Here is a 24,605-nt window from a genome sequence, read left to right as displayed (position 1 = left end):
CTGGCAAGCCAGCTCCCACAGGTTTGGGGTCGTCCATCAAATCTGTGGCAGCCCCCAGTCCTTGTGGGAGCTGCGGTTCGACGGCTCGACTTGCCAGCGATTCGAGTGCAAAGCACTCGCCAAGGTCCGACCTGACCACTATTAAAGAGGGTGCATTCAATGTCCCAAGAATTCGATTACATCATCATCGGTGCCGGCTCGGCCGGTAACACCCTGGCGACCCGTCTGACTGAAGACGCCGTTGTCACCGTTCTGCTGCTCGAAGCAGGCGGCCCGGACTACCGTTTCGACTTCCGCACGCAAATGCCGGCAGCACTGGCATTCCCGCTGCAAGGTCGTCGCTACAACTGGGCTTACGAAACCGACGCCGAGCCACACATGGACGGTCGCCGGATGGAATGCGGTCGCGGCAAAGGCCTCGGCGGTTCTTCGCTGATCAACGGCATGTGCTACATCCGCGGCAACGCAATGGACTATGACGGCTGGGCGAAACTGCCAGGCCTGGAAAACTGGTCGTACCTCGACTGCCTGCCGTACTTCCGCAAAGCCGAAACCCGCGACATCGGCCCAAACGATTACCACGGTGGCGAAGGCCCGGTCAGCGTGACCACGCCGAAGGCTGGCAACAACCCGCTGTTCCACGCCATGGTTGAAGCTGGCGTACAGGCCGGTTACCCGCGCACCGAAGACCTGAACGGTTACCAACAGGAAGGCTTCGGCCCGATGGACCGCACCGTCACGCCAAACGGCCGTCGTGCTTCCACCGCCCGTGGCTACCTCGACGTCGCCAAGAAGCGCTCGACCTTGACCATCGTCACCCACGCCCTGACCGACAAGATCCTGTTTGAAGGCAAGCGTGCGGTCGGCGTGCGTTACCTGGTCGGCGACGCCGAAGAGCGCGTTGAAGTCAAAGCGCGCAAAGAAGTGTTGCTGTGCTCCGGCGCCATCGCTTCGCCGCAGATTCTGCAGCGCTCCGGTGTCGGCCCTGCCGAACTGCTGAAGTCGCTCGACATCCCGGTCGTTCACGACCTGCCGGGCGTCGGTGAAAACCTGCAGGATCACCTTGAGCTGTACCTGCAATACGCCTGCACTCAGCCAGTTTCGCTGTACCCGTCGCTGCTCTGGTACAACCAGCCAGCCATCGGTGCCGAGTGGCTGTTCAACGGCACCGGCATCGGCGCCAGCAACCAGTTCGAAGCCGGCGGTTTCATCCGTTCGCGTCCGGAATTCGAATGGCCGAACATTCAGTACCACTTCCTGCCGGTGGCGATTAACTACAACGGCAGCAACGGTGTGAAAGAGCACGGTTTCCAGGCGCACATGGGTTCCATGCGCTCGCCAAGCCGTGGTCGCATCCAGGCCAAGTCGAAAGACCCGCGCCAGCACCCGAGCATCCTGTTCAATTACATGGCCACCGAGCAAGACTGGCAGGAATTCCGCGACGGCATCCGCCTGACCCGTGAAATCATGCAGCAGCCTGCGTTGGACGCTTTCCGTGGCCGCGAAATCAGCCCGGGCATCGAAGTGCAAACCGATGAGCAACTGGACAAGTTCATCCGCGAGCACGCCGAAACCGCGTTCCACCCGTCCTGCTCGTGCAAGATGGGCACCGACGAAATGGCTGTGGTGGATGGCGAAGGTCGCGTGCACGGCATGCAGAGCCTGCGTGTGGTCGATGCCTCGATCATGCCGATCATCACCACCGGCAACCTGAACGCGCCGACAATCATGATCGCCGAGAAAATCGCCGACAAGATCCGTGGCCGCCAGCCGCTGCCGCGTAGCACCGCCGACTACTATGTCGCGGGCGATGCGCCGGTCAAGGGCAAGCCGATGCGTGATATCACCCCGGTTGCTCAGTAGCCGGAAGTGATCGTTCCCACGCTCCGCGTGGGAATGCATCCGGTGACGCTCCGCGTCACACAGCGGACGCAGAGCGTCCATGGCGGCGTTCCCACGCAGAGCGTGGGAACGATCTCCTGCCTCGCACAGTAAATCTTCCTACACCCGCTCTTCACTTGATCCTACCCCCACGCAGGCCTACTCTAGACCTCGCGCAACCGTTTCACCCCCTCCCCGCCGTTGCTCTACCGCTTCCCCCTGACAAGGAGGTTCCCGAATGTTCGATTTCCACCCCCAGCTCAAGCAGCGCTTCGCTGCCTTGCGCACGGGCGCTGAGTTTTTTTCCCTGCGGTATGTACGCGAGTCCGGCCAATACCTGTCGGTACGTAAAAACGTCGCCGAGCCGCCGAGCCTGAGCCGCGACGAAGGCGCGATGCTCACCGTGCGCGTCAACGGTGTTGAGGCCTACGCCGCGACCAACGACCTGTCGCAACAAGGTCTGCAAGCCGCCCTTGAGCGCGCAGAACTGCAAGCCCGCCGACTCAAGCCGCACGCCTTGCTCGACCTGCGTGATCAGCCAGTGTCCAGCGATCGCGCTGATTACTTTTCACCCAATCTCGACCAAGCCTTCCCGTCCCTGAGCGAATGCTTCGAGCTGCTCGGCGCGGAATCCGCCTCGGTGCCAAAGGATGAGCGCCTGGTGAACTGGCAGGTGAGCATTGGCATTACCCACGTCGAACAGATCTACCTGAGCAGCGCCGGGGCGCAATTGCGCCAGGCCCAGCGCTTCGTCTATCCAGGCCTCGACGTCACCGCCTACGACGGCAACGACAGCCAGACCCGCAGCCTCGGCCGCGAGAACTTCGGCCAACAGGGCGGCGCTGATGTGATCAGCCGCTGCGGCCTGATCGGTGCCGGCCCGCAAGTCGCCGACCAGGCATTGCAACTGCTGCTCGCGCCGAACACCCCGCAAGGCCCGCGCGACCTGCTGTTGATGCCTGATCAAATGATGCTGCAGATCCACGAATCCATCGGCCACCCGCTGGAACTCGACCGCATCCTCGGCGACGAACGCAACTACGCCGGCACCAGTTTCGTCAAAGCCAGCGACTTCGGCAGCCTGCAATACGGCTCGAAACTGCTCAACGTAACCTTCGATCCGGGTATTCCCGAAGAACTCGCCAGCTATGGCCACGATGACGACGGCACCAAAGCGAGCAAACAATTCCTGATTCGCGATGGCTTGCTGCTGCGTCCGCTGGGCGGTGCGCTGTCGCAGTTCCGCGCTGGTCTCGATGGCGTTGCCAACAGCCGCGCCTGCGGCTGGAACCGGCCGCCGATCGACCGCATGGCCAACCTCAATATCGAGCCGGGCGATCAGCCGTTGAACAAACTGATCGAAGGCATCGAGAACGGCATCCTGATGAGCACCAACCGTTCGTGGTCGATCGACGATGCGCGCAACAAATTCCAGTTCGGCTGTGAATGGGGTCAGTTGATCGAAAACGGCGAACTCAAAGGCGTGGTGAAAAACCCGAACTACCGGGCGATTTCCGCGCACTTCTGGAAAAGCCTGCGCGCTGTCGGCGACGCCAACACCGTCAAGGTGCTCGGCACGCCGAACTGCGGCAAGGGTGAACCGAACCAGGTGATCCGCGTCGGCCACGCTTCGCCGGCCTGCGTATTCAGCAACGTTGATGTGTTTGGGGGAGACGCCTGATGAGCATTTCGAAGAGTCAGTCCGACGCCTTCAAGGTCATGGTCGAGTGGCTGCGCGACAGCGTCCGTGAGCCGGAGCAATTCACCCTCAGCTTCGCCGCTGAATCTTCGGCCTTCGTGCGTTTCAACCACGCCAAGGTGCGTCAGGCCGGGCAAGTGCAGCAAGCCAACATCGTTCTGAAGCTGATCAACGACGGCCGTCACGCCGACCTGCAAGTCACCCTGTCCGGCGACCAGGAAGGCGATCTGCAACGGCTTGCCGAAGGCCTGCAACAACTGCGCGAAACCCTGCCGTTGCTGCCGCAGGATCCGTATCTGCTGCTCAATCACACCGGCTGGCAGAGCCAGAACGTGCAGGAGCATCCGCTGCCGGATACCGAACAGGTGGTCGATGAAATCTGCGCCGCCGCTGAAGGGCTGGATCTGGTCGGCTTTTATGCTGCCGGTCCGATCAGCCGTGGTTTCGCCAGTTCTTCGGGGGCGTTTGGCTGGCATCAGGCCAACAGCTTCAACTTCGACTTCAGCCTGTTTCACGAGAACGGCGAAGCGGTGAAAGCCAGCTACGCCGGGCATGACTGGAGCCGCGAAGGTTTTGCCAAGCGCTTTGCTCAGGCGCGCGAGCAACTGGAGTTTCTCGGTCGTCCGCTGCGCACCCTGGCGCCGGGGCAATACCGCGCGTACCTGGCACCGGCGGCGCTGGAAGAAATCATGGGCATGCTGAGCTGGGGCGGTTTCTCTGCGCAGTCGATTGCCAGCAAGAGCAGCCCGTTGCAGAAGCTGTATGTCGGCGATCAGGCGTTCAGTCCGCTGCTGTCGCTGGACGAGAAAGTCAGCGAATCGCTGAGCCCGGCGTTTTCCGGCGAAGGTTATCCGCGCAGTGATTTGCGGCTGATCGTCGAAGGCAAGGCCGGCGATCAACTGGTGGGCTCGCGCAGTGCCGCTGAATACGGCCTGACCGCCAACGGCGCCGGCGGCGGTGAAATGCCGAGTGCATTGAACATGGCCGCCGGTGATCTGTCGCAAGCAGAGATCCTCAAGCAGTTGGGCACCGGGCTGTACATCAGCAACCTGTGGTACCTGAACTACTCGGATCAACCGGCGGCGCGCATGACTGGCATGACCCGTTTTGCGACTTTCTGGGTCGAGAACGGCGAGATCCAGGCGCCGGTGAGCACCATGCGCTTTGACGACAGCGCTTACAGTTTGCTGGGTTCGCAGCTGGAAGCGTTGACCGCCGAACGTGAGTTGTTGCTGTCGGCGAGTACGTACAGCCAGCGCAATACCTCGTCGGCGTTGCTGCCGGGAGCGCTGGTCAGCCGGTTGACCTTGACGCTCTGACGGCAATCGTTCCCACGCTCTGCGTGGGAATGCAGCCCGGGACGCTCCGCGTCCCTGCCGAAAGCGGACGCGGAGCGTCCGTTGAGGCATTCCCACGCAGAGCGTGGGAACGATCATCAAACAGACAACAAGAGGTTCCATGCCCAACCGCCCGCCTCTCGACGCCATCACCGCCCGCTGGTTGCCGTGGGTCGTCGCTATCGCTTTCTTCATGCAGTCCCTCGACGGGACCATCCTCAACACCGCCCTGCCCGCCATGGCCCGCGATCTCGCCGAAGATCCGTTGCGCATGCAGGGCGTGATCATCGCCTACATGCTCACCGTAGCCCTGCTGATCCCCGCCTCAGGCTGGATCGCCGACCGCTTCGGTACCAAGAAAATCTTCTTCGGCGCGATTCTGCTGTTCAGTTTCGGCTCGCTACTCTGCGCCTTGTCGAGCAGCTTGAGCATGCTGATCGGCGCCCGGGTCATCCAGGGCCTGGGCGGTGCGCTGATGTTGCCGGTCGGGCGACTGGTGGTGCTGCGTGCCTATCCGCGCTCCGAACTGGTGCGGATCATGGGCTTCATCACTATCCCCGGCCTGCTCGGCCCATTGATCGGCCCGACAATGGGCGGCTGGATGGTCGAATACCTGACGTGGCACTGGATCTTCCTGATCAACCTGCCGGTCGGCGTCATCGGTTGCTACGCCGTGTGGAAATTCATTCCCGACCTGCGCGGCACCGAGCGCACACGCTTCGATAGTTTGGGTTTCCTGTTGTTCGGCGCGGCGATGATCCTCATCACCATCGCCATGGAAGGCCTCGGCGAATTGCACCTGCCGCACTTGCGCGTGATGTTGCTGCTGTTCGGCGGCATGGCCTGTCTGGCGGCGTACTGGTTGCGCGCCGGGCACATCGAAAATCCGTTGTTCGCACCGTCGCTGTTCAAGACCCGCACGTTTGCCGTGGGTATTCTCGGCAACCTCTTTGCGCGTCTGGGCAGCGGTGCTCTGCCGTTTCTGGTGCCGTTGCTGTTGCAAGTGGCGCTGGGCTATTCGCCGTCGCAAGCGGGGATGAGCATGCTGCCGCTGGCGGCTGCGGCGATGATCGCCAAGTGGGTGGCGCGACCGTTGATCGAACGACTTGGTTATCGCATCGTCCTCACCGGCAACACGCTGGCGCTGGGGATCATGCTGGCGAGCATGGGGCTGGTCAGCGAGCAGACGCCGTACTGGCTGTTGTTGTGTCTGCTGGCGATTCTCGGCGCGATCAACTCGCTGCAATTTACGGCGATGAACACGGTGACGTTGATCGATCTGGATGATGCCAGCGCCAGCAGCGGCAACAGCTTGCTCTCGGTGGTGGCGCAGTTGTCGCTGAGCCTCGGCGTTGCCTGCGCCGGTGCGTTGCTTGGCGGGTTTACCGCAGAGATCGGCAACGATGGCGTGGAAACCGTGCTCGGCGCGTTTCAGTTGACCTTCGTCACCGTCGGCATCATGGCCATGCTCGCTGCAACGATCTTCTCGCAACTGTCGAAAGAAGACGGCCGCCGCGCCAAACGCCCGGAAGAACACATCGAACATTAACCACTGTTCGTCCAGAACTTTCGAAGAAAGTGGCACGGGGCTGCTACACTGCGCGACATTTTGTTTTGCAGGCCAGTCCCGTGACCACCATCGCCACCGCTTTTAATACTCTGCCGCTGTCCGCCGCCATGCTGGCTAACCTCGAATCCCTCGGTTATGCCCAGATGACGCCGATCCAGGCGCAGAGCTTGCCGGTGATCCTCAAGGGGATGGACCTGATCGCCCAGGCCAAGACCGGCAGCGGCAAGACCGCCGCGTTCGGCATCGGCCTGCTCAACCCGATCAACCCGCGCTACTTCGGTTGCCAGGCACTGGTGATCTGCCCGACGCGTGAGCTGGCCGACCAGGTTGCCAAGGAAATCCGTCGTCTGGCCCGTGCCGAAGACAACATCAAAGTCCTGACCCTGTGCGGCGGCGTGTCGTTCGGCCCGCAGATCGCTTCGCTGGAACACGGCGCGCACATCATCGTCGGCACCCCGGGCCGCATTCAGCAGCACCTGCGCAAGGGTTCGCTGGTCCTCGATGGCCTGAACACGCTGATCCTCGACGAAGCCGACCGCATGCTCGACATGGGTTTCTACGACGCCATCGAAGACATCATCGTCAAGACTCCGGAACGTCGTCAGACCTTGCTGTTCTCTGCCACTTACCCGGTGGGCATCAAGCAACTGGCGTCGAAGTTCATGCGTGATCCGCAAACGGTGAAAGCCGAAGCGTTCCACGATGACACGCAGATTGAGCAGCGCTTCTACGAGATTTCTCCGGAAGATCGCATGAGCGTGGTGACCAAAGTCCTGCACCACTTCCGCCCGGCTTCATGCGTGGCGTTCTGCTTCACCAAGCAGCAAGTGCAGGAAACCGTCGATCACCTGACCGCCAAAGGCATTTCCGCCGTCGGCCTGCATGGCGATCTGGAACAGCGTGACCGCGATCAGGTGCTGGCGATGTTCGCCAACCGCAGTACCTCGGTACTGGTCGCCACCGACGTCGCCGCCCGTGGCCTGGACATCGATGCGCTGGACATGGTGATCAACGTCGAACTGGCCCGCGATTCGGAAATCCACATTCACCGCGTTGGCCGTACCGGTCGTGCTGGCGAAAAAGGCATCGCGATCAGCCTGGTTGCACCGGGTGAAGCGCACCGCGCACAAGCCATCGAACAACTGCAGAAATCGCCGCTGAACTGGGATCAGGTCGATAACCTCAAATCCCAGGGCCTCGCCCCGTTGCAGCCGCCGATGACCACCCTGTGCATCGGTGCTGGCCGTAAAGACAAGGTTCGCCCGGGTGACATTCTGGGTGCATTGACCGGCGATGCCGGCATTCCGGGTGCACAGGTTGGCAAGATCGCGATCTTCGACTTCCAGGCTTATGTAGCCGTGGACCGCACCGTGGCCATGCAGGCCTTGCAGCGTTTGAACGACGGCAAGATCAAGGGCCGTTCGCTGCGCGTCCGCATCCTCTGACCTGATCGTTCCCACGCTCTGCGTGGGAATGCATCCCGTGACGCTCCGCGTCACATAACAACGGACGCAGAGCGTCCATGGCGGCATTCCCACGCAGAGCGTGGGAACGATCATTGTGTGAGGACACCGTTTTGCGCTCTACCGAAGTCGTGATCATTGGCGCTGGCGCCGCTGGGTTGATGTGTGCACTGACCGCCGCCGGGCGTGGGCGTCAGGTGTTGCTGCTCGACCATGCGAACAAGGCCGGCAAGAAAATCCTGATGTCGGGCGGTGGCCGCTGCAATTTCACCAACATGTACACCGAACCGAGCAACTTCCTCTCGCAGAATCCGCACTTCTGCAAATCCGCACTGGCGCGCTACACCCAGTGGGATTTCATCGGCATGGTCGGCAAACACGCCGTGCCGTACCACGAGAAAAAACTCGGCCAGTTGTTCTGCGATAACAAATCCAGCGACATCCTCGAAATGCTCCTGACCGAGTGCGATCAGGCTGGCGTCGAATTGCACCTCGACACGTCGATTCAAACGATCGAGAAGGTCGAAAGCGGTTACCTGCTCGACACCACCCTCGGCCAGGTTCAGTGCCAGTCGCTGGTGATCGCCACCGGCGGTCTGTCGATCCCGACGTTGGGCGCCACCGGTTTCGGTTATCAGGTCGCCAGGCAGTTCGGTCATGAATTGCTGCCGACCCGCGCCGGGCTGGTGCCATTCACCATCACCGACCAGCTCAAGGAACTCTGCACCGAGCTGTCCGGAACGTCGGTGGATTGTCTGGTCAGCTGCAACGACCAGAGCTTTCGCGAGAACATTCTGTTCACGCACCGCGGCCTCAGCGGTCCGGCGATTTTGCAGATTTCCTCGTTCTGGGAATCCGGGGATACGGTGGAGATCAACCTGCTGCCGGATCACGACGCGGCAAGCTGGCTGCAAGAGCAAGTGGCCGAGCGCCCGAACAGTGAATTGAAAACCCTGCTCGGTGAAATCTTCACCAAGAAGATGGCCAATTTGCTGGCGGACAACTGGTTTGTGTCCAAACCGATGAAGCAGTACACCCACGCGGAACTGGCGGAAATTGCCGAGAAGCTGGGCAACTGGAAAGTCGTGCCAGCGGGGACTGAGGGTTATCGCACAGCCGAGGTAACACTCGGTGGCGTCGACACCCGCGAAGTGTCGTCGAAAACCATGGAATCGCTGAAAAGCCCCGGCCTCTACTTTATCGGCGAAGTGCTCGACGTCACCGGGCATCTGGGCGGTTTCAACTTCCAGTGGGCGTGGGCCTCCGGCTACGCCGCCGCGCAGTACGCCTGATCAATACACAAAACCCTGTGGGAGCGAGCTTGCTCGCGAAAGCGGTCTTTCAGTCAACATTGTGGTGACTGACACATCGCATTCGCGAGCAAGCTCGCTCCCACAGTGGTTTTTGGTGTAAGTAAAAGGAACACTTTTTGCTGTCAGATGTGATCGGCGCCATTGCGTCGGCGTCATTACTGGCTCAATTTAGCGGCATCGCCTCGGAAGGCCTTCGCACTTCATGTCCTCGACCTCGTTTCGTCAGTCTTTGCGGCGCCTGTGGGCGCTGGATAAATTCAGCTACAGCGTGCGGGTGTTCATCGCCCTGACCGGCAGCATGGCGCTGTGTTGGTATCAGGATGAAATGGGCCTGCTGATCCCGTTGTTCCTGGGGATTATTGCCAGCGCCCTGGCCGAGACCGACGACAGTTGGCAGGGCCGCCTCAACGCCCTCGCGGTGACGCTGGTGTGTTTCAGCATCGCCGCACTGTCGGTGGAACTGCTCTTCCCCTACCCCATCGTCTTTGCCATCGCCCTGGCGCTGGCCAGTTTCGGCCTGACCATGCTCGGTGCGCTCGGTGAGCGTTATGGCGCGATTGCCTCGGCGACACTGATTCTGTCCGTATACACGATGATCGGCGTTGATCAGCGCGGCGGCGCGGTCACTGATTTCTGGCACGAACCGATGCTGCTGGTCGCCGGTGCCGCCTGGTACGGCTTGCTCTCGGTGGTGTGGCAGGCGCTGTTTTCCAACCAGCCGGTGCAGCAGAGTCTGGCGCGGTTGTTCCGCGAACTGGGCTTTTACCTGAAGCTGAAATCCTCGCTGTTCGAGCCGATCCGGCAGATGGACGTCGAAGCGCGGCGTCTGGAACTGGCCCAGCAAAACGGCCGCGTAGTGGCTGCGCTGAACAGCGCCAAGGAAATCATCCTGCACCGCGTCGGCAACGGTCGCCCCGGTTCGAAAGTCAGCCGCTACCTGAAGCTGTACTTCCTCGCTCAGGACATCCACGAACGCGCCAGCTCCTCGCACTATCCGTACAACGCGCTGGCCGAAGCGTTCTTTCACAGTGACGTGCTGTTCCGCTGCCAACGCCTGTTGCGCCAGCAAGGCAAAGCCTGCCGTGCACTGGCCGAATCGATCCAGATGCGCCAGCCGTTCATTTACGACGCCAGTTTCGCCGAAGCCCTGAGCGACCTCGACGCCTCGCTCGAACACCTGCGCATCCAGAGCAACCCGGCATGGCGCGGACTCCTGCGTTCGCTGCGCGCACTGGCCGCCAACCTCGGCACCCTCGATCGTTTACTCAGCGACGCGAGCAACCCCGATGCCTTGGCCGATGCGACCGACAGCAGCCTGCTCGACCGTTCGCCGCGCAACCTCAAAGACGTCTGGATTCGTTTGCGCACGCAACTGACTCCAACGTCGTTGCTGTTCCGCCATGCCCTGCGCCTGCCATTGGCGCTGAGTATCGGCTACGGCATGGTGCATTTGATTCACCCGTCGCAAGGCTACTGGATCATCCTCACCACGCTGTTCGTCTGCCAGCCGAACTACGGCGCGACCCGGCGCAAGCTCGGCCAACGGATCTTCGGCACCGCCATCGGCCTGACCGTGGCGTGGGCGCTGTTCGATCTGTTCCCGAGTCCGTTGGTGCAGTCCTGCTTCGCCATCGCTGCCGGCGTGGTGTTCTTTACCAACCGCACCACCCGCTACACCCTGGCGACGGCGGCGATCACCATCATGGTGCTGTTCTGCTTCAATCAGGTTGGCGACGGTTACGGACTGTTCCTGCCACGCCTGTTCGATACCTTGCTCGGCAGCCTGATTGCGGGTCTGACGGTGTTCCTGTTCCTGCCGGACTGGCAGGGTCGACGGCTGAACAAAGTGCTGGCCAACACCCTGACCTGCAACAGCATCTATCTACGGCAGATCATGCAGCAATACGCTGCCGGCAAGAGTGATGACCTCGCTTATCGTCTGGCCCGGCGTAATGCGCACAATGCCGATGCGGCGCTGTCGACGACGCTGGCGAACATGCTCATGGAGCCGGGGCATTTCCGTAAGGAAGCGGATGTCGGATTCCGCTTTCTGGTGTTGTCGCACACGTTGTTGAGTTATCTGTCAGGGCTCGGCGCACACCGGGAAACCCAGTTGCCGGCGGATGTGCGTGAGCATTTGATCGATGGTGCAGGGGTGAAGCTGGCGACCAGCATCGATGAAATTGCTCAGGGGCTGGCGAACAAGCAGCCGGTGGCGATTCAGAGTGACGAGGAAGAAGCGCTGGCCAATGAGCTGGAGCAGATGCCTGATGAAATTGATGAGGGGCAGCGGTTGGTGCAGACGCAACTGGCGTTGATTTGCCGGCAGTTGGGGCCGTTGCGGACGTTGGCGGCGCACCTTATCAAGGACACCAGTGAGGTTGGCGCTGGCTGACAGGACGTCTTCGCGAGCAAGCTCGCCCCCACAGTTGTTCTGTGTCGTTCACAAATCCAATGTGGGAGCGAGCTTGCTCGCGAAGAGGCCATCAGCCCCACAGAAAATGCTGGATCAACGCTCACATGCCATGCTGGCGAAGCAACTTGTCATAACTGCCATCCGCCTTCATCGCCGCAATCGCCTTGTCAAACCCCGCGACAATCTGCTCATGCTGCGGATTCTTCAGGCTGACCAATATATGCAGGCTGTTCTCACTCAACGGCTGGGGCAAAAACTCCACCGAGTTGCGCACCTTGGCTGATTCCCTGGCCAGGTAATACTTCGCCACAAATTCATCCTCCAGCGTCAGCTTGACCCGATCCGCCGCGAGCATGCGCACGGCCATGGCGAAGTTATGCACGGGGACTTTCTGCAACGCCGTGTCGGCATCGAACGGCGCCGAATAGGCATAGCCGCGCACCACTGCAATCGGATACGTGTGCAGTTGCTGCAGATTTGAGTAGTCGAGTGGTGTGTCTTTGCGTTTGAGAAAGCGGATGCGGTTGAGCAGGTATTCCCCGGAAAACTGCCCGAGCTTGGTGCGCTCGTCGTTGTACCAAGCGTTGACCAAGACGTCGTAACGCCCTTCGCCGACGCCGAGCAGCGCCCGCGCCCATGGCACCTGTTCATAACCGCTGGCGTAACCGGCCCGGGCCAGTGCCGTGCTGACGATGTCGGTGGCCAGGCCACCGTTGACCAAGGTGTCGTCGGTAAAGGGTGGCCAGATATCAAACACCAGCCGCAGCTTCTCCGCTGCAGCGGTCTGAGCCAGCAAGAGCAATCCGATCAAAGCAAAGGCTCGATGCAAACGCGGCATGCTTGAAAATCCTTAGCGGGCAAGTGCCCAGCATGTTTTCAGTCAAAACCCCAAGGCCCCTTACCGGCAAAACCCAGGCCCTAACATTAGCTCATTGCAGCCAGTGCACAGGGCTCTCCAGCAGATTACACAAAGTCGGCGTGGCCGCGACAAAGGAATGATGGCATTTTGACCTTTGTCACAGACTCTTACGCCATACAGACATCTGTGCCGTGGGCGCTTAGTATCGGGCGACACGTTCAAGGAATCGGCAAATGACAATCGAATGGGTCTGCAAACATCACAGTGATCTGGGCAAGGAACAGCTGTACGCGCTGTTGAAGCTGCGCTCGGACGTGTTCGTGGTCGAACAGAAATGCGCCTATCCGGACCTCGACGGTCAGGATCTGGAAGGCGATACCTATCATTTGATGGGGTGGGAAGATGACCAGTTGATGGCGTACCTGCGCCTGCTGGACCCGGAATCCCAGGGCGGTGACGTGGTGATTGGCCGGGTGATTACCGCACCGCAAGGGCGCGGCAAAGGGCTGGGGCACGAAATGATGGAGCAAGCACTGAAACAGGCCGAGAAGCATTGGCCGCAGGTGCCGATCTATCTGTCGGCGCAGGCGCATTTGCAGGGGTACTACGGTAAATACGGGTTTGTTGTCGCGGGTGAGGAGTATCTGGAGGATGACATTCCACACATCGGGATGCGTCGTTCCTGAAGAGCCCCTCACCCTAGCCCTCTCCCGGAGGGAGAGGGGACTGACCTTATTGTCTTGCGGCAGACATCGACCTGAAAAACCGAGTCGATTATGGATTCAGAGGAATTCGTTCAAGTCGGCGTACTTCTCCAATATCCCCCAATCGGCTCCCTCTCCCTCTGGGAGAGGGCTGGGGTGAGGGGCTTTTCAGGGATATCCCAGAACTGCCTTGATCTGCCGCAAATTACGCTCGATCCACCCGCGATCAATCGCCCCCCACTCGCGAATCCGATAGCGCCCGGCATGATTACGTGCGCCCTCTTCCTGCTCGAATTCACAGACGATATCCAGATCCGCCAACGCCGCAATCGTATCCTGCGCCGTGCGCCGGGGCATGCCGGTCACTTCGGTCAGCGTCGGCACACTCGGCGCCAGACCGCTGTCGATCAAGTACGCCACATACAAGCGGCGGTAGAAACTGCTTTTGGTCTTGCTGACGTCCATCCCCACCTTCCTGGTTGCGTACGGTTAAGCCTGCATGTCCCGCCACGTCAGGTACACGCGCAGATCAAACTCGACCTGGTGATACCCCGGCAGCATGTGCTCACACAATTTATAGAACGCCTTGTTGTGATCCGATTCCTTGAAGTGCGCCAGCTCATGCACGACGATCATTTTCAGAAAGTCCGGTGCGGCGTCTTTGAACAACGAGGCGATACGAATCTCTTTCTTGGCCTTGAGCTTGCCGCCCTGCACCCGTGAAACCGTGGTGTGCAGACCGAGGGCGCGGTGGGTCAGGTCGAGGCGGTTGTCGAACAGCACCTTGTCGATGGCCGGCGCGTTGCGCAGGTATTCCTGTTTCAAATCCAGCGCGTAACTGTACAAGGCCTTGTCACTCTGCACATCGTGACGCCCTGAATAGCGTTGATTCAGGTATTCACCCAGACGCCCTTCGGCAATCAGTTGGCGCACCTGATCCTGCAATTGCGCGGGGTAGGCCTGGAGGTACTTCAACACAGTCATGGACGAGCGACACGGTTCGAAAAGGTGCGCCAGTGTAGCGAATTCAGCCGGGCAGCGCGCTCCAGTCAAACGGTGCGGCGAAGCTGGCGGCGTCCTCGGCGATCAATGGCCGCGCGACGAGGAAGCCCTGCACGTACTCGCAGCCGTGAGCTTGCAGCCATTGGTATTGCTCGATGGTTTCGACACCTTCGGCGATCACCAGCAAACCGTATTGTTTGCACAGACTGATCACCGTGCTGACCAGCGAGGCATCCCGTTTCGAGTCCGGCAATCGCGCGATGAGATGGCGATCGAGCTTGAGCGTATCCAGCTCCAGATCGCGCAGATGCGCCAGCGAGCACGGCCCGGAGCCGAAGTCATCCAACGCCACGCGCACACCGAGGTTGCGCAGCAAACGCAGTTGCTTACGTGTTTCATCCGGGTTTTGCATCAGCGCTTCTTCGGTCACCTCGACCTCCAGTTGCCGAGGCTGCAAGGCATGTCGCTCCATCACCTGACGCAACTCGGTGACCAGATTCGGCAGACTGAACTGGGTGTTGCTCAAACTCACGCCAAGCACCAGATCTTCGGCAAACAGGGTTTCCCAGGCTTTACGCTGGCCGGCACCGCGATGATAAATCCAGCTGCCGAGGCGACTGATCAGCCGTGCCTCCTCCAGCAATGGCAAAAACAATCCCGGCGGCACATCACCGACACTCGGGTGCTGCCAGCGCAGTAAAGCTTCAAAACCACGAATCTGCCCCGTGTCGATGGCCACTTGCGGCTGATAGACCAGATTGAAATCACGGTTCTCGATGGCGCTGCGCACGCTTTCTTCGAGCATCAACCGCGAGCGCGCACGGCCATTCATTTCATGATCGTAGAAGCGATATTGCTGGCGGCCGGCGCGTTTGGCTTCGTACATGGCAATGTCGGACGCGCGCAGCAAGCCGTCGAGGTTCGAGCCGCAATCGGGGTAAGTCGCGATGCCGATGCTGGCGCCGAGAGCGATGTCCAACCCTTCGATCTGCTGACAGATCGACACTCGCTCGATGAGTTTTTCGGCAATCTTCGCCGCTTGCTCGGGGAACTCCAGATCGAGCAACGCAGTAAACTCATCACCGCCCATGCGCGCGAGAATGTCGAACGGTCGCAGACAGGCCTTCAATTGCTCGGAGACCCAGCGCAACACCCGATCGCCAGCATCGTGACCGAGTGAATCGTTGACCCGTTTAAAGCCGTCGAGATCCAGATACAGCAACACCCAACTGCTATCGCTGCGCTCGCCGCGCAGCAGCAGGTTTTCAACGGTCTGATAAAACCCGCGACGGTTGAGCAATCCGGTCAGTGGATCGGTGACCGCCTGGAACTCCAGTTGTTGGTGCAAGTGACGCACCACCGACATATCGAGCACGGTCACCACCATCGCATGCTGTTCGGCGGGCAACGCCGCACAGGACAGCGCCACCGGCACTTGCTGGCCGGGCGCGGTGCGCAGCAAGGCGTCGTGCAGCCTCAACGTCTCGCCACGCTTATAGCTGGCATAAAACTCAGAATCGGCCCACAGCGCAATGTGCGGTTTCTGTAGATAGTCGAGAAACTCCTTACCTTCCAGCTCCTTCACCGGCGCATTGAGCAGCCGCGAAATCGCCGGATTGGCGAAGCGGATCAAACCGTCCTCGCCCAGCACCAAAATGCCCTCGGCGGCGTTATCCAGCACCGAGGCATTGAAGGCGCGCGCCACTTCCAGGTCATGGCTCAGGCGCTGCAAGGCCCGGCGATTACGCTGGTGTTCCAGCAACGCCTGCACCTTGGGCTTGAGGATTTGCGGGTCGAACGGTTTGAACAGGTAATCCACCGCGCCACTGGCATAGCCCTTGATCACGGCATCCTGGGACTGTTCGTTGGCGGTCAGAAAGATAATCGGCGTGAGGCGCGTACGCTGGCTGCCGCGCATCAGCCGCGCCACTTCAAAGCCGTCCATGCCCGGCATCTGCACATCCAGCAGCACCAGATCGACGTCGTGGGAGAGCAGAATATTGAGCGCTTCGAAACCGGAGGCTGCGGTGAGGACGTGCCAATCCTGGCGCTGCAGCAACGCGCGCATGCTGATCAGATTTTCAGGGTAATCATCAACGATCAAAAGGACAGAGCTGCCTTCACCTGGCGGGGGTTGCGCGCATTCCATGCTGCTTCTCTTGTCGGGACTTTCGGTCGGTTTCCGGTAAAAACCGCACACATACTGAGCCTTCACTCTAGTACTGGATCCAGGAAAGCAGAAGCTGTCATCAGGCCATCATTTAACCAAAGCGTGAATTAGCCGACTAACGGTCACCGCTGAAGCCCCCGGAAACCGGCAGAGATGGCATTTCGACAGGATGTTGACGTCAACCATCTGCCAAACGGGCGTTAACAAAATTTCCCTCTACGCTTATAAAGGCCGCCCCAAAACGTGCGGGCTAGAGCTTCTGGCACGTACGTGCAGTGAATCTAGAGTGGAAGAACCGACATGATCGATCTCGCAACCTGGAACCTCAGCGTTCCCGTTGGCAGCCCGCCATACACCGTCGAAACCTCCAAACTGGTGAACGGCTTCAAAGATCAGTACTTCCATTCCGACACCGGCACCTTGTTCTTCTGGTCACCGGTTACCGGGTCAAAAACCGAAAACGCCATCTACCCGCGCACCGAACTGCGTGAAACCTACAGCAACGGCACCCTGCGCAACTGGTATTACCCGGACGCCGACAACTTGCTGCGCGCGACGGTCACGGTGAACAAAGTACCGAGCTCCGGCAAGATCGTCATCGGCCAGATCCACGCTTATGAAAGCCAGAAGCCGATGGTCAAACTCGAATACCAGTACAAAAGCAAAACCGAGACCGGCAACCTCGTGATCAAGGTGCGCATGCACCCGGATGAAGATGAAAGCCGCGTGATCACCTTGGCGACCGGCATCAAACTGGATCGCGAATTCAACTACCTCATCCACTTGAGCCCCGGCGGCGCCTTGGGTGTGAGTGCGGCAGGTTATCAGTGGGATTCACAAATCAGCGCGACATGGCGCAACAAGCCGTTGTACTTCAAGGCTGGGGTGTATGTGCAGGACAACACCGGCTATACCAGCGAAGGCGGCCAGGTGACCTTCTCAAAACTCGATATTGATCACGACAAATAACCCAATCCCCACTGTAGGAGCTGCCGAAGGCTGCTCCTACCTTTAAACAGCGCTGTTTATATCTGTCAGCAATTACTTCCGGATGCCTACAACACCTTGCGTCGTTGCCTACCACTACGCCAGAATCCGCCGGCTTGTGCGCCTGGCGGGCCATCGGTAACTTGATTCGTGTCACTGATTTCCAGTGATCGGGTTTAGTAGCCCGAGGTTACGCGAAGCGTATGAGCATCCGTTCAGTCAGGTATTTCTAAGCCTGCACTTGATGGTAGCTGTACGCAGGGCGCCTTCGGGTGCGCCGGTCGCGTCTCCCCGGTCTACTAACCTGCGTTCAGCTGCCACCCTCTTCGTTTAGTAGCGATCCGGTGTCGGCTCCATTTACCGGAGACGAAACATGATCAAATCAACGCCACACCCGCCAGAAACAAATCCCGCATCCCCCTACGAATCCCTCGATTCAAAAAAACTCAACGACGCCGCCGAGCGCGCCCTCGACCACTACCTAAAACCGTCCGCCTTCATCATGGCCAGCACGCATAAACCGGAGCCCATGTACCTCGCCAACCCGAAGTACAACACCGAATCCCTGCTGGCCAACGCCAGCGAAACCCTGGGTTCAGCCAGCGAAATGCTCAACAACTTCGCCGCCATGCTCGACACCTCACACCGCAAGACCGCGCTAGGCATCGCGCAAGTGGTCATGCTCGGTGAACTGGCGGTGAATCAGGCGCTGGATCACGTTGAACTGAAGGAATAGTCGTCCACAAAAAAAGCCCGCATCACGGCGGGCTTCTTGAGCCAAATAGATTAAATGTTCCGTATACGCTACATTGACATCAAAATGTGACGGTAGCGCAACATGGATTACTCTCTTTTAATTACCCGTCTCGGCATTCAATTACGTGAAAAACGTATAAATCGTGGCCTGACGCAGGCGCAGCTTGCCGATCTGGCGGGACTGACGCGATACAAAGTCATCGCAGTGGAGAAAGGCACCCTTTCTGTCGGCATGATCGCTTACGCGCGGGTTTTAGCTGCGCTGGACTGCGAACTCTCGGTGGTTCCAGCAACGATGCCAACCCTTGAAGAGCTTGGAGATTTATTCGAATGAAAATGTCCTCTCTTCAAGTCAGTACCCCTGAGGGTAATAGCGGCAGACTGTTCAGCGATGCCGAGGATTTCACTTTCCGTTATCACGAAGATGCATCGCCACAAATGGCGATCAGCCTCTCGATGCCTGTACGACATGACGACTTTCGTCGGCGCGAGCTGCACCCTGTTTTTCAGATGAACCTGCCAGAAGGCTATGTATTGGAGCAGTTGCGCAACCGCTTGGCCAAGACTGTGAACGTCGACCCGATGCTCCTACTGGCGCTTTCCGGCAGTACATCGCCGATTGGCAGGGTTCATGTACGCTCTGAAACCGTTGATGCATTGTTGCAGGCGCAAGAATTTCCGGGAGAAAAACTCGAAGAGATTCTCACGTGGGACGGTACGGAAGATATCTTCGCCGACATGCTTGATCGCTACATCCTGCGTGCGGGCATTTCAGGTGTTCAACCCAAGTTGCTGGTGCCGGAGCGGCAAGAAATAGAATTGCCGAGAGTGACATCCAAAACCTCGGATCTGATCATCAAGAGTGGCAGAGACGAACTTCCGGGCCTGGCGATCAACGAATTCCTTTGCATGTCCATGGCGAAAGAGGCGGGTATTCCCGTTCCACCGTTTTACCTTTCCGACAACGCCAAACTGTTTGTCATGCGTCGATTTGACCGCGACGACCAGCTCAACCCCATTGGGTTTGAAGACATGGCCGTGCTGATGGGGCTGTCGGCTAATCAGAAGTACAGCAAAAGTTATGCGGCAATCGCCAAGGCTGTCCGAGTGTTTTGCCCGGTGAGACACTTGCGTACGTCGCTTGATCAACTCTTCGATAGCGTCGCCCTGAGCTGCATCGTCGGAAACGGCGACGCTCATTTGAAAAATTTCGGATTGCTCTATTCAGAACCCACGCAACGCGATGCGCATCTGGCGCCGGCTTACGACATCGTCAACACCACGGCCTATATTCCAGAAGATGTTTTGGCATTGGATCTGGCGGGCAACAAGTCAATGTTCGCCTCACGACAAGGACTCCTGGAGTTCGCTCACACCTGTGAAATCGACCAACCCAAAGAGCGCATTCAGCATCTGCTAGCCTCGGTTGAAACCGTGCTTGAGCGCTATCCTCAATATCGCGAACAGGCGCCTCATGTGGTCAACGCCATTGAGCACGCGGCAGCGCCATTTTCTCTGACTTTTAGATAACTTCGTTACCTTGAGAAATCCCGCCCACAAAAAAACCGCCTCGCGGCGGGTTCTTGAACAGCAGCATAGCGCTAAAGCTTGGCTAAACTTTGCCATCACCCAATATAGGCTTACGCTTCAACCCCGATCCAACCGAATTATTCAAGGCAACTGTACGCCCGGCATCCCATTCGCGTTGCATCCCCACAAACAATTCAGCATCCACTCGCGACCGATGAGCAGTCATTGCCTGACTCATTGCCTCAGCTATCCGATCAATGATCAATGCCGGCCTATCCACCGCGCAGTGTTTGCGCCCGAACTCAATCAGTTGCTGGCGATCCGGGTAGTCTTTGGTTTTATTCATTTTGATTGCCAGGGTACGGTCAACCAGTGACCGCCCGGACTTCGGGTTGTAGTTTTCATAGACCGTGGTGGTCGTAACATCGTATATCGGGGCCAACTGCACAGTTTCTGGAGCCGCAGGCTGCGTGTATATAACGCCGAAGTTCTTCAAATGTGCATCGCCATTACGCACCATCACCGAAAGGCAAACAGAGGAAAAGTATCGCTCCAGCTCCCGAATCGGATCGGCATGGCGACATACCTGGCGGATGACAGCCGCGAGGGTTTCATAGCTTTGCGAATACTTGTAATTGTCGTGCGGATCTTTGTTCAGGCCCAACAGCACCGCCATGTCTTCAAACCCGAGCCGACCTGAAGAAGTCAGGTCAAATCGCTCCATGACGAAAAGCTGACCGTTTTCAGAAAGCCAGAACGGTGGCGTTTCCAATCCTGCCAGCCTCGCCGCCTCCAGACACAGAAACTCGTTCTGGGCCAAGTGCTCATACTCCTCGGCGCCTGATTTGACGATAAGATCGGAGCTGAGCATTGTTTTTCGGCTACCGGTGAGTTTGTCCAGGTCAGGCACTAGTACCTTGGGCTGCACTCCGGAAATACCCGACTCGAAGTAGGTTTCAACCAGAAAGTTGAAAACACCCTGAGAGGCGTCGGCAGACAGAATGTCTTGCAGACCGACCTGCGCGCGCACAGCGGTAGGGGGCTCAGTCGGATTTTCATAAGTAAGGCGCCCAATCTGATTACCGCCAATGACCGATAGCAGGCGCATTTCATCGACCTGCATATGCTTGGCCATCCGGCGTTTGATCTGATCGGCCAGAAAACCTTCCGGCACATTCATATCGAAGATCGGGTGCAACACATTGCTCACCGCGGGTGTCGGGTCATAAGGCATGACCAACGAGACTTCCCGAGACGCTTCTGCCGCCTGGTAGGCAAACGAGAACTGCGAACCTTTGGATAGCTCGCCCGCGCAGCCTTGCGGCGTCATGACTTTGAGTCGTTTGACCTTATTCATCATGCTCTACCAGATCGGCAAGCGACTTGAGATCGATTCGGTTGTCGACAATTTCGAGCGCCATGCCCAACGCGGCAATCACCCGGTACACGGTATAAAAAGCGACGTTTTCACCGGCCTCAAGATCGATGATGGTCTTGCGACTGCATTTGGCCTTGTGCGCCAGCATTAGCTGGCTATAGCCCTTGGCTTTGCGCAGCTGACGAATGCGTTCGGCGAAAATCGCAGGATTGTTCAGGATCAAAATGTCACCTATACCGGACTTTAAGCTGATAAAAATTATTAAAGTTCACTATAGGTGACATTTCAAGTGCGGATTTCCAAGTATCGCTACCAAACATTTCACCCACAAAAAACCCGCCTCACGGCGGGTTTCTTTTAAAGCAGTCTAACGCTCAGGCTTAGTTAACCTTGGCGTTCAACTCACCCTTCAGATAACGCTGATACATCGCTTCCAGCGAGATCGGCTTGATCTTCGAAGCATTACCGGCAGTACCAAACGCTTCATAACGAGCGATACACACATCACGCATCGCCGTCACAGTCGCGCCGAAGAATTTACGCGGGTCGAATTCGCTCGGGTTGGTGGCCATCAGGCGACGCATCGCACCGGTGGACGCCAGGCGCAGGTCAGTGTCGATGTTGACTTTGCGCACGCCGTGCTTGATGCCTTCGACGATTTCTTCAACCGGTACGCCGTAGGTTTCTTTGATGTCGCCGCCGTACTGGTTGATGATCGCCAGCCACTCTTGTGGCACCGAGGACGAACCGTGCATCACCAGGTGGGTGTTCGGGATGCGTTTGTGGATTTCCTTGATGCGGTCGATCGCCAGCACGTCGCCGGTAGGTGGCTTGGTGAACTTGTAGGCGCCGTGGCTGGTGCCGATGGCGATGGCCAGGGCATCGACCTGGGTGCGCTTGACGAAGTCAGCGGCTTCTTCCGGGTCGGTCAGCATTTGGCTGTGATCCAGAACGCCTTCGGCGCCGATGCCGTCTTCTTCACCGGCCATACCGGTTTCCAGCGAACCCAGGCAGCCCAGCTCGCCTTCTACCGAAACGCCGCAGGCGTGCGCCATGGCCACGGTTTGTTGGGTAACGCGGACGTTGTAGTCGTAGTCGGTCGGGGTCTTGCCGTCTTCGCCCAGCGAGCCGTCCATCATTACCGAGCTGAAGCCCAGTTGGATCGAGCGCTGGCAGACGTCAGGGCTGGTGCCGTGGTCCTGGTGCATGCACACCGGGATGTGCGGGAATTCTTCGATCGCGGCGAGGATCAGGTGACGCAGGAAAGGCGCGCCGGCGTATTTGCGAGCGCCGGCCGAAGCCTGGACGATCACCGGGGAGTCAGTCTTGTCAGCGGCTTCCATGATGGCGCGCATCTGCTCAAGGTTGTTGACGTTGAAAGCTGGAACGCCGTAGCCGAACTCGGCTGCGTGGTCCAACATCTGGCGCATGCTGATAAGTGCCATTGTGTGTGTCTCTCCCGGTTGAGGGTCGTTAATCGTGCCAGCCTGCCGGAGCGGCGGCGGCTATTCAAGTGATTGCAGATCGGGGGTTGAGGCCCGGTCTGGTGATTCGATAAAGCAAAATCCTGAGAGCTACACAGAACCCCTGTGGGAGCGAGCTTGCTCCGGGCGGCGATCCGACGAATGCATTTCAACAGCCAACATTGATGCAAGCTGATCCACTGCTTTCGCGAGCAAGCTCGCTCCCACAGTTGGATCGGTTTCCACATTGGATCTGTGTCGTGTCAATTACTGCGCTTTGCAGCCGCGGCCGATCAGGTCATTGGTGGCGACCCAGTACACCAGGCCTTCCTCACCCTTGACGTGAAACGCCAGCATGCCGTCGCTGTACAGCGTGCCCGAGGCGCCCGGCTCTTCTTTCAGGCGATAGACCTGATCACCGCCACCCAGTCGAACGTCGACTTCCTTCTGGCCGGCATCGGCGTAGCGCCACAGCACTTTGGCTTGGCTGTCGCAGGTCCAGGTCGTCCAGTTATCCGCCGGGGCGGAGGACTGAAACAGGTTCAACTGCGCGCAACCGCCCAACAATGCCAACGCCGCAATGGCGATCAAGCCTTTCATCCGTGTTCCTCGACTGACGGCACACGCCGCCAGCCCTGAGTTAAAGAGTCAGACCCGTCAAGGACAACCATGTTCCTTGGCCGGGGTTTGCGTCTCGTATTTGTCCAGACCATCCGGGCCCGAGCGCTTGTTCAGCACCGGGTTGGTTTCGGCCTGCCAGTCGGCCTGATAGCAGCCCTTCTGCGACTCGCTCGGCGCCGGCGTGGCTTCGGCCTTCGGGTTACTCCCGCAGGCCGCCAGCGTACCGGTCAGCAACAACAGTGCTAACGACTTGACCATGTAAACACTCCTTTGCCTGGCCAAACGGGCGGCCTCAGGCCTTGGCCCGGCTTTCCAGGACTTCAACGGCTGGCAGCACTTTGCCCTCGACGAATTCGAGGAACGCGCCACCACCGGTGGAAATGTAGGAGATTTGCTCAGCCACGCCATATTTATCGATCGCGGCCAAGGTGTCGCCACCGCCAGCGATGGAGAACGCCGAGCTTTCAGCGATGGCCTGGGCCAGCACTTTGGTGCCGTTGCCGAACTGGTCGAATTCGAACACGCCGACCGGGCCGTTCCACAGAATGGTTTTCGACGATTTCAGCAGTTCGGCGAAGTTGGCTGCGGTTTGCGGGCCGATGTCCAGAATCATGTCGTCAGCCGCAACGTCAGCGATCAGCTTGACGGTGGCTTCTGCGGTTTCGGCGAATTCTTTGGCAACCACCACGTCAACCGGCAATGGCACGCTGACCTTGGCGGCGATGGTGCGTGCGGTGTCGAGCAAATCTGGCTCGTAAAGGGATTTGCCAACCGGGTGACCGGCCGCCGCGAGGAACGTGTTGGCGATGCCGCCGCCGACGATCAGTTGATCGCAGATCTGGCTCAGGCTGTTCAGCACGTCGAGTTTGGTCGACACCTTGGAGCCGGCAACGATGGCCGCCATTGGCTGAGCCGGGGCGCCCAGAGCTTTGCCCAGTGCATCCAGTTCAGCAGCCAGCAATGGACCAGCAGCGGCGACTTTGGCGAACTTGGCGACACCATGCGTCGAACCTTCAGCGCGGTGAGCAGTGCCGAAAGCGTCCATCACGAACACGTCGCACAGGGCGGCGTATTGCTGGGCCAGTTCGTCAGCGTTCTTTTTCTCGCCCTTGTTGAAGCGTACGTTTTCGAACAGCACGATGTCGCCGGCCTTGACGTCAACGCCGCCGAGGTAATCAGCCACCAGCGGCACTTCACGGCCAAGCGCCTTGCTCAGGTAGTCAGCGACTGGCTTGAGGCTGTTCTCGGCGGAGAACTCGCCTTCGGTCGGACGGCCAAGGTGCGAGCAGACCATCACCGCCGCGCCTTTTTCCAGGGCCAGCTTGATGGTCGGCAGCGAAGCCAGGATACGCGCATCGCTGGTGACGACACCGTCCTTGACTGGGACGTTGAGGTCTTCGCGGATCAATACGCGCTTACCTTGCAGATCGAGGTCGGACATCTTCAACACGGTCAT

22 protein-coding genes are annotated in these 24,605 nt (G+C 59.1%); 12 read left to right on the top strand and 10 right to left on the bottom strand.

The genetic code is table 11. The features are described from left to right. The first annotated feature begins 159 nt into the window (after positions 1–159). The 7 genes from betA (at position 160) to yccS (ending at position 11,658) form a co-directional block, all read left to right on the top strand. Positions 160–1,863, top strand: coding sequence for a choline dehydrogenase (betA, locus tag WA225_RS26815; RefSeq protein WP_422610285.1), 1,704 nt, complete (start codon positions 160–162; stop codon positions 1,861–1,863). A 256-nt stretch (positions 1,864–2,119) separates the two neighbouring features. Continuing rightward, the gene (locus WA225_RS26810) at positions 2,120–3,562 is read left to right on the top strand and encodes a TldD/PmbA family protein (RefSeq protein ID WP_422610284.1); all 1,443 of its coding nucleotides are present in this window, start codon (positions 2,120–2,122) and stop codon (positions 3,560–3,562) included. Then, positions 3,562–4,899, top strand: a complete 1,338-nt coding sequence (locus tag WA225_RS26805; RefSeq protein ID WP_422610283.1) for a TldD/PmbA family protein — start codon at positions 3,562–3,564, stop codon at positions 4,897–4,899. The genes WA225_RS26810 and WA225_RS26805 overlap by 1 nt, the downstream gene beginning before the upstream one ends. 139 nt (positions 4,900–5,038) lie before the next feature. Continuing rightward, positions 5,039–6,466 (top strand): multidrug transporter subunit MdtD, encoded by a 1,428-nt coding sequence (gene mdtD / locus WA225_RS26800; RefSeq protein WP_007913788.1) that lies wholly within the window; start codon positions 5,039–5,041, stop codon positions 6,464–6,466. A gap of 80 nt (positions 6,467–6,546) precedes the next feature. Next, positions 6,547–7,932, top strand: coding sequence for an ATP-dependent RNA helicase DbpA (dbpA, locus tag WA225_RS26795; protein WP_008085781.1), 1,386 nt, complete (start codon positions 6,547–6,549; stop codon positions 7,930–7,932). 131 nt (positions 7,933–8,063) lie between these two features. Next, on the top strand, positions 8,064–9,242 hold the full coding sequence (locus WA225_RS26790) for an NAD(P)/FAD-dependent oxidoreductase (protein WP_422610282.1): 1,179 nt from the start codon (positions 8,064–8,066) through the stop codon (positions 9,240–9,242). A gap of 223 nt (positions 9,243–9,465) precedes the next feature. Continuing rightward, positions 9,466–11,658, top strand: a complete 2,193-nt coding sequence (gene yccS / locus WA225_RS26785; protein WP_422610281.1) for a YccS family putative transporter — start codon at positions 9,466–9,468, stop codon at positions 11,656–11,658. Between the two features lie 121 nt (positions 11,659–11,779). Here yccS and WA225_RS26780 read toward each other — a convergent pair whose 3' ends face one another. Continuing rightward, a complete protein-coding gene (locus WA225_RS26780) occupies positions 11,780–12,517 on the bottom strand; it encodes a substrate-binding periplasmic protein (protein ID WP_422610280.1) in 738 nt (245 codons plus the stop codon). A gap of 254 nt (positions 12,518–12,771) precedes the next feature. Between WA225_RS26780 and WA225_RS26775 the strand changes: the two genes are divergently transcribed. Next, positions 12,772–13,224, top strand: coding sequence for a GNAT family N-acetyltransferase (locus tag WA225_RS26775; protein ID WP_099757392.1), 453 nt, complete (start codon positions 12,772–12,774; stop codon positions 13,222–13,224). 186 nt (positions 13,225–13,410) lie between these two features. On the opposite strand, the gene WA225_RS26770 is transcribed toward WA225_RS26775, so the two are convergent. From WA225_RS26770 to WA225_RS26760, 3 genes are read right to left on the bottom strand one after another with little or no spacing between them, the layout of a single operon-like run. Further along, positions 13,411–13,707: a winged helix-turn-helix domain-containing protein gene (locus WA225_RS26770; protein WP_093429875.1), complete on the bottom strand. Its 297-nt coding sequence runs from the start codon at positions 13,705–13,707 to the stop codon at positions 13,411–13,413. 24 nt (positions 13,708–13,731) lie between these two features. Then, positions 13,732–14,226, bottom strand: a complete 495-nt coding sequence (locus WA225_RS26765; RefSeq protein WP_034153713.1) for a M48 family metallopeptidase — start codon at positions 14,224–14,226, stop codon at positions 13,732–13,734. Between the two features lie 43 nt (positions 14,227–14,269). Next, positions 14,270–16,393 carry a putative bifunctional diguanylate cyclase/phosphodiesterase gene (locus WA225_RS26760; protein ID WP_422610279.1) on the bottom strand — a complete coding sequence of 708 codons (2,124 nt, stop codon included), beginning with the start codon at positions 16,391–16,393 and terminating at the stop codon, positions 14,270–14,272. A 321-nt stretch (positions 16,394–16,714) separates the two neighbouring features. Between WA225_RS26760 and WA225_RS26755 the strand changes: the two genes are divergently transcribed. From WA225_RS26755 to WA225_RS26740, 4 genes are all read left to right on the top strand, one after another. Continuing rightward, positions 16,715–17,383: a polysaccharide lyase family 7 protein gene (locus WA225_RS26755; RefSeq protein WP_077574849.1), complete on the top strand. Its 669-nt coding sequence runs from the start codon at positions 16,715–16,717 to the stop codon at positions 17,381–17,383. A gap of 391 nt (positions 17,384–17,774) precedes the next feature. Beyond that, a complete protein-coding gene (locus tag WA225_RS26750) occupies positions 17,775–18,137 on the top strand; it encodes a DUF6124 family protein (RefSeq protein ID WP_422610278.1) in 363 nt (120 codons plus the stop codon). Positions 18,138–18,239: 102 nt separating this feature from the next. Beyond that, complete coding sequence (locus tag WA225_RS26745) at positions 18,240–18,491, top strand: helix-turn-helix domain-containing protein (RefSeq protein ID WP_007913766.1); 252 nt, start codon at positions 18,240–18,242, stop codon at positions 18,489–18,491. Then, complete coding sequence (locus tag WA225_RS26740) at positions 18,488–19,687, top strand: type II toxin-antitoxin system HipA family toxin (protein ID WP_422610277.1); 1,200 nt, start codon at positions 18,488–18,490, stop codon at positions 19,685–19,687. The genes WA225_RS26745 and WA225_RS26740 overlap by 4 nt, the downstream gene beginning before the upstream one ends. 82 nt (positions 19,688–19,769) lie before the next feature. Here WA225_RS26740 and WA225_RS26735 read toward each other — a convergent pair whose 3' ends face one another. The 6 genes from WA225_RS26735 to WA225_RS26710 all read right to left on the bottom strand — a co-directional run bounded on the left by WA225_RS26735 (position 19,770) and on the right by WA225_RS26710 (position 24,605). Beyond that, positions 19,770–21,044, bottom strand: coding sequence for a type II toxin-antitoxin system HipA family toxin (locus tag WA225_RS26735; RefSeq protein WP_422610276.1), 1,275 nt, complete (start codon positions 21,042–21,044; stop codon positions 19,770–19,772). Continuing rightward, positions 21,037–21,288 carry a helix-turn-helix transcriptional regulator gene (locus WA225_RS26730; protein WP_422610275.1) on the bottom strand — a complete coding sequence of 84 codons (252 nt, stop codon included), beginning with the start codon at positions 21,286–21,288 and terminating at the stop codon, positions 21,037–21,039. Before WA225_RS26730 ends, WA225_RS26735 begins: the two co-directional genes overlap by 8 nt. A gap of 157 nt (positions 21,289–21,445) precedes the next feature. Further along, positions 21,446–22,510: a class II fructose-bisphosphate aldolase gene (gene fba / locus WA225_RS26725; protein ID WP_008081027.1), complete on the bottom strand. Its 1,065-nt coding sequence runs from the start codon at positions 22,508–22,510 to the stop codon at positions 21,446–21,448. Between the two features lie 285 nt (positions 22,511–22,795). After that, positions 22,796–23,128 carry an MliC family protein gene (locus WA225_RS26720; protein ID WP_016987235.1) on the bottom strand — a complete coding sequence of 111 codons (333 nt, stop codon included), beginning with the start codon at positions 23,126–23,128 and terminating at the stop codon, positions 22,796–22,798. A 57-nt stretch (positions 23,129–23,185) separates the two neighbouring features. Continuing rightward, a complete protein-coding gene (locus tag WA225_RS26715) occupies positions 23,186–23,407 on the bottom strand; it encodes a hypothetical protein (RefSeq protein WP_007913756.1) in 222 nt (73 codons plus the stop codon). 34 nt (positions 23,408–23,441) lie between these two features. Beyond that, positions 23,442–24,605, bottom strand: coding sequence for a phosphoglycerate kinase (locus tag WA225_RS26710; protein ID WP_422610274.1), 1,164 nt, complete (start codon positions 24,603–24,605; stop codon positions 23,442–23,444).

This window comes from Pseudomonas sp., from assembly GCF_049300855.1.
In the GTDB taxonomy this organism is placed as follows: Bacteria; Pseudomonadota; Gammaproteobacteria; order Pseudomonadales; family Pseudomonadaceae; genus Aquipseudomonas.
The sequence above is the reverse complement of the archived record's forward strand: the minus strand, read 5'-3'. Positions and strand labels throughout refer to the sequence as shown.

Coding starts and splice junctions, on each gene's coding strand:
- WA225_RS26810 (WP_422610284.1), top strand. CDS start 2,120: ATGTTCGATTTCCACCCCCAGCTCAAGCAGCGCTTCGCTGCCTTGCGC.
- WA225_RS26755 (WP_077574849.1), top strand. CDS start 16,715: ATGATCGATCTCGCAACCTGGAACCTCAGCGTTCCCGTTGGCAGCCCG.
- WA225_RS26760 (WP_422610279.1), bottom strand. CDS start 16,393: ATGGAATGCGCGCAACCCCCGCCAGGTGAAGGCAGCTCTGTCCTTTTG.
- WA225_RS26750 (WP_422610278.1), top strand. CDS start 17,775: ATGATCAAATCAACGCCACACCCGCCAGAAACAAATCCCGCATCCCCC.
- WA225_RS26720 (WP_016987235.1), bottom strand. CDS start 23,128: ATGAAAGGCTTGATCGCCATTGCGGCGTTGGCATTGTTGGGCGGTTGC.
- WA225_RS26775 (WP_099757392.1), top strand. CDS start 12,772: ATGACAATCGAATGGGTCTGCAAACATCACAGTGATCTGGGCAAGGAA.
- mdtD (WP_007913788.1), top strand. CDS start 5,039: ATGCCCAACCGCCCGCCTCTCGACGCCATCACCGCCCGCTGGTTGCCG.
- betA (WP_422610285.1), top strand. CDS start 160: ATGTCCCAAGAATTCGATTACATCATCATCGGTGCCGGCTCGGCCGGT.
- fba (WP_008081027.1), bottom strand. CDS start 22,510: ATGGCACTTATCAGCATGCGCCAGATGTTGGACCACGCAGCCGAGTTC.
- WA225_RS26780 (WP_422610280.1), bottom strand. CDS start 12,517: ATGCCGCGTTTGCATCGAGCCTTTGCTTTGATCGGATTGCTCTTGCTG.
- WA225_RS26735 (WP_422610276.1), bottom strand. CDS start 21,044: ATGAATAAGGTCAAACGACTCAAAGTCATGACGCCGCAAGGCTGCGCG.
- WA225_RS26745 (WP_007913766.1), top strand. CDS start 18,240: ATGGATTACTCTCTTTTAATTACCCGTCTCGGCATTCAATTACGTGAA.
- WA225_RS26805 (WP_422610283.1), top strand. CDS start 3,562: ATGAGCATTTCGAAGAGTCAGTCCGACGCCTTCAAGGTCATGGTCGAG.
- WA225_RS26765 (WP_034153713.1), bottom strand. CDS start 14,226: ATGACTGTGTTGAAGTACCTCCAGGCCTACCCCGCGCAATTGCAGGAT.
- WA225_RS26770 (WP_093429875.1), bottom strand. CDS start 13,707: ATGGACGTCAGCAAGACCAAAAGCAGTTTCTACCGCCGCTTGTATGTG.
- yccS (WP_422610281.1), top strand. CDS start 9,466: ATGTCCTCGACCTCGTTTCGTCAGTCTTTGCGGCGCCTGTGGGCGCTG.
- WA225_RS26740 (WP_422610277.1), top strand. CDS start 18,488: ATGAAAATGTCCTCTCTTCAAGTCAGTACCCCTGAGGGTAATAGCGGC.
- WA225_RS26710 (WP_422610274.1), bottom strand. CDS start 24,605: ATGACCGTGTTGAAGATGTCCGACCTCGATCTGCAAGGTAAGCGCGTA.
- WA225_RS26715 (WP_007913756.1), bottom strand. CDS start 23,407: ATGGTCAAGTCGTTAGCACTGTTGTTGCTGACCGGTACGCTGGCGGCC.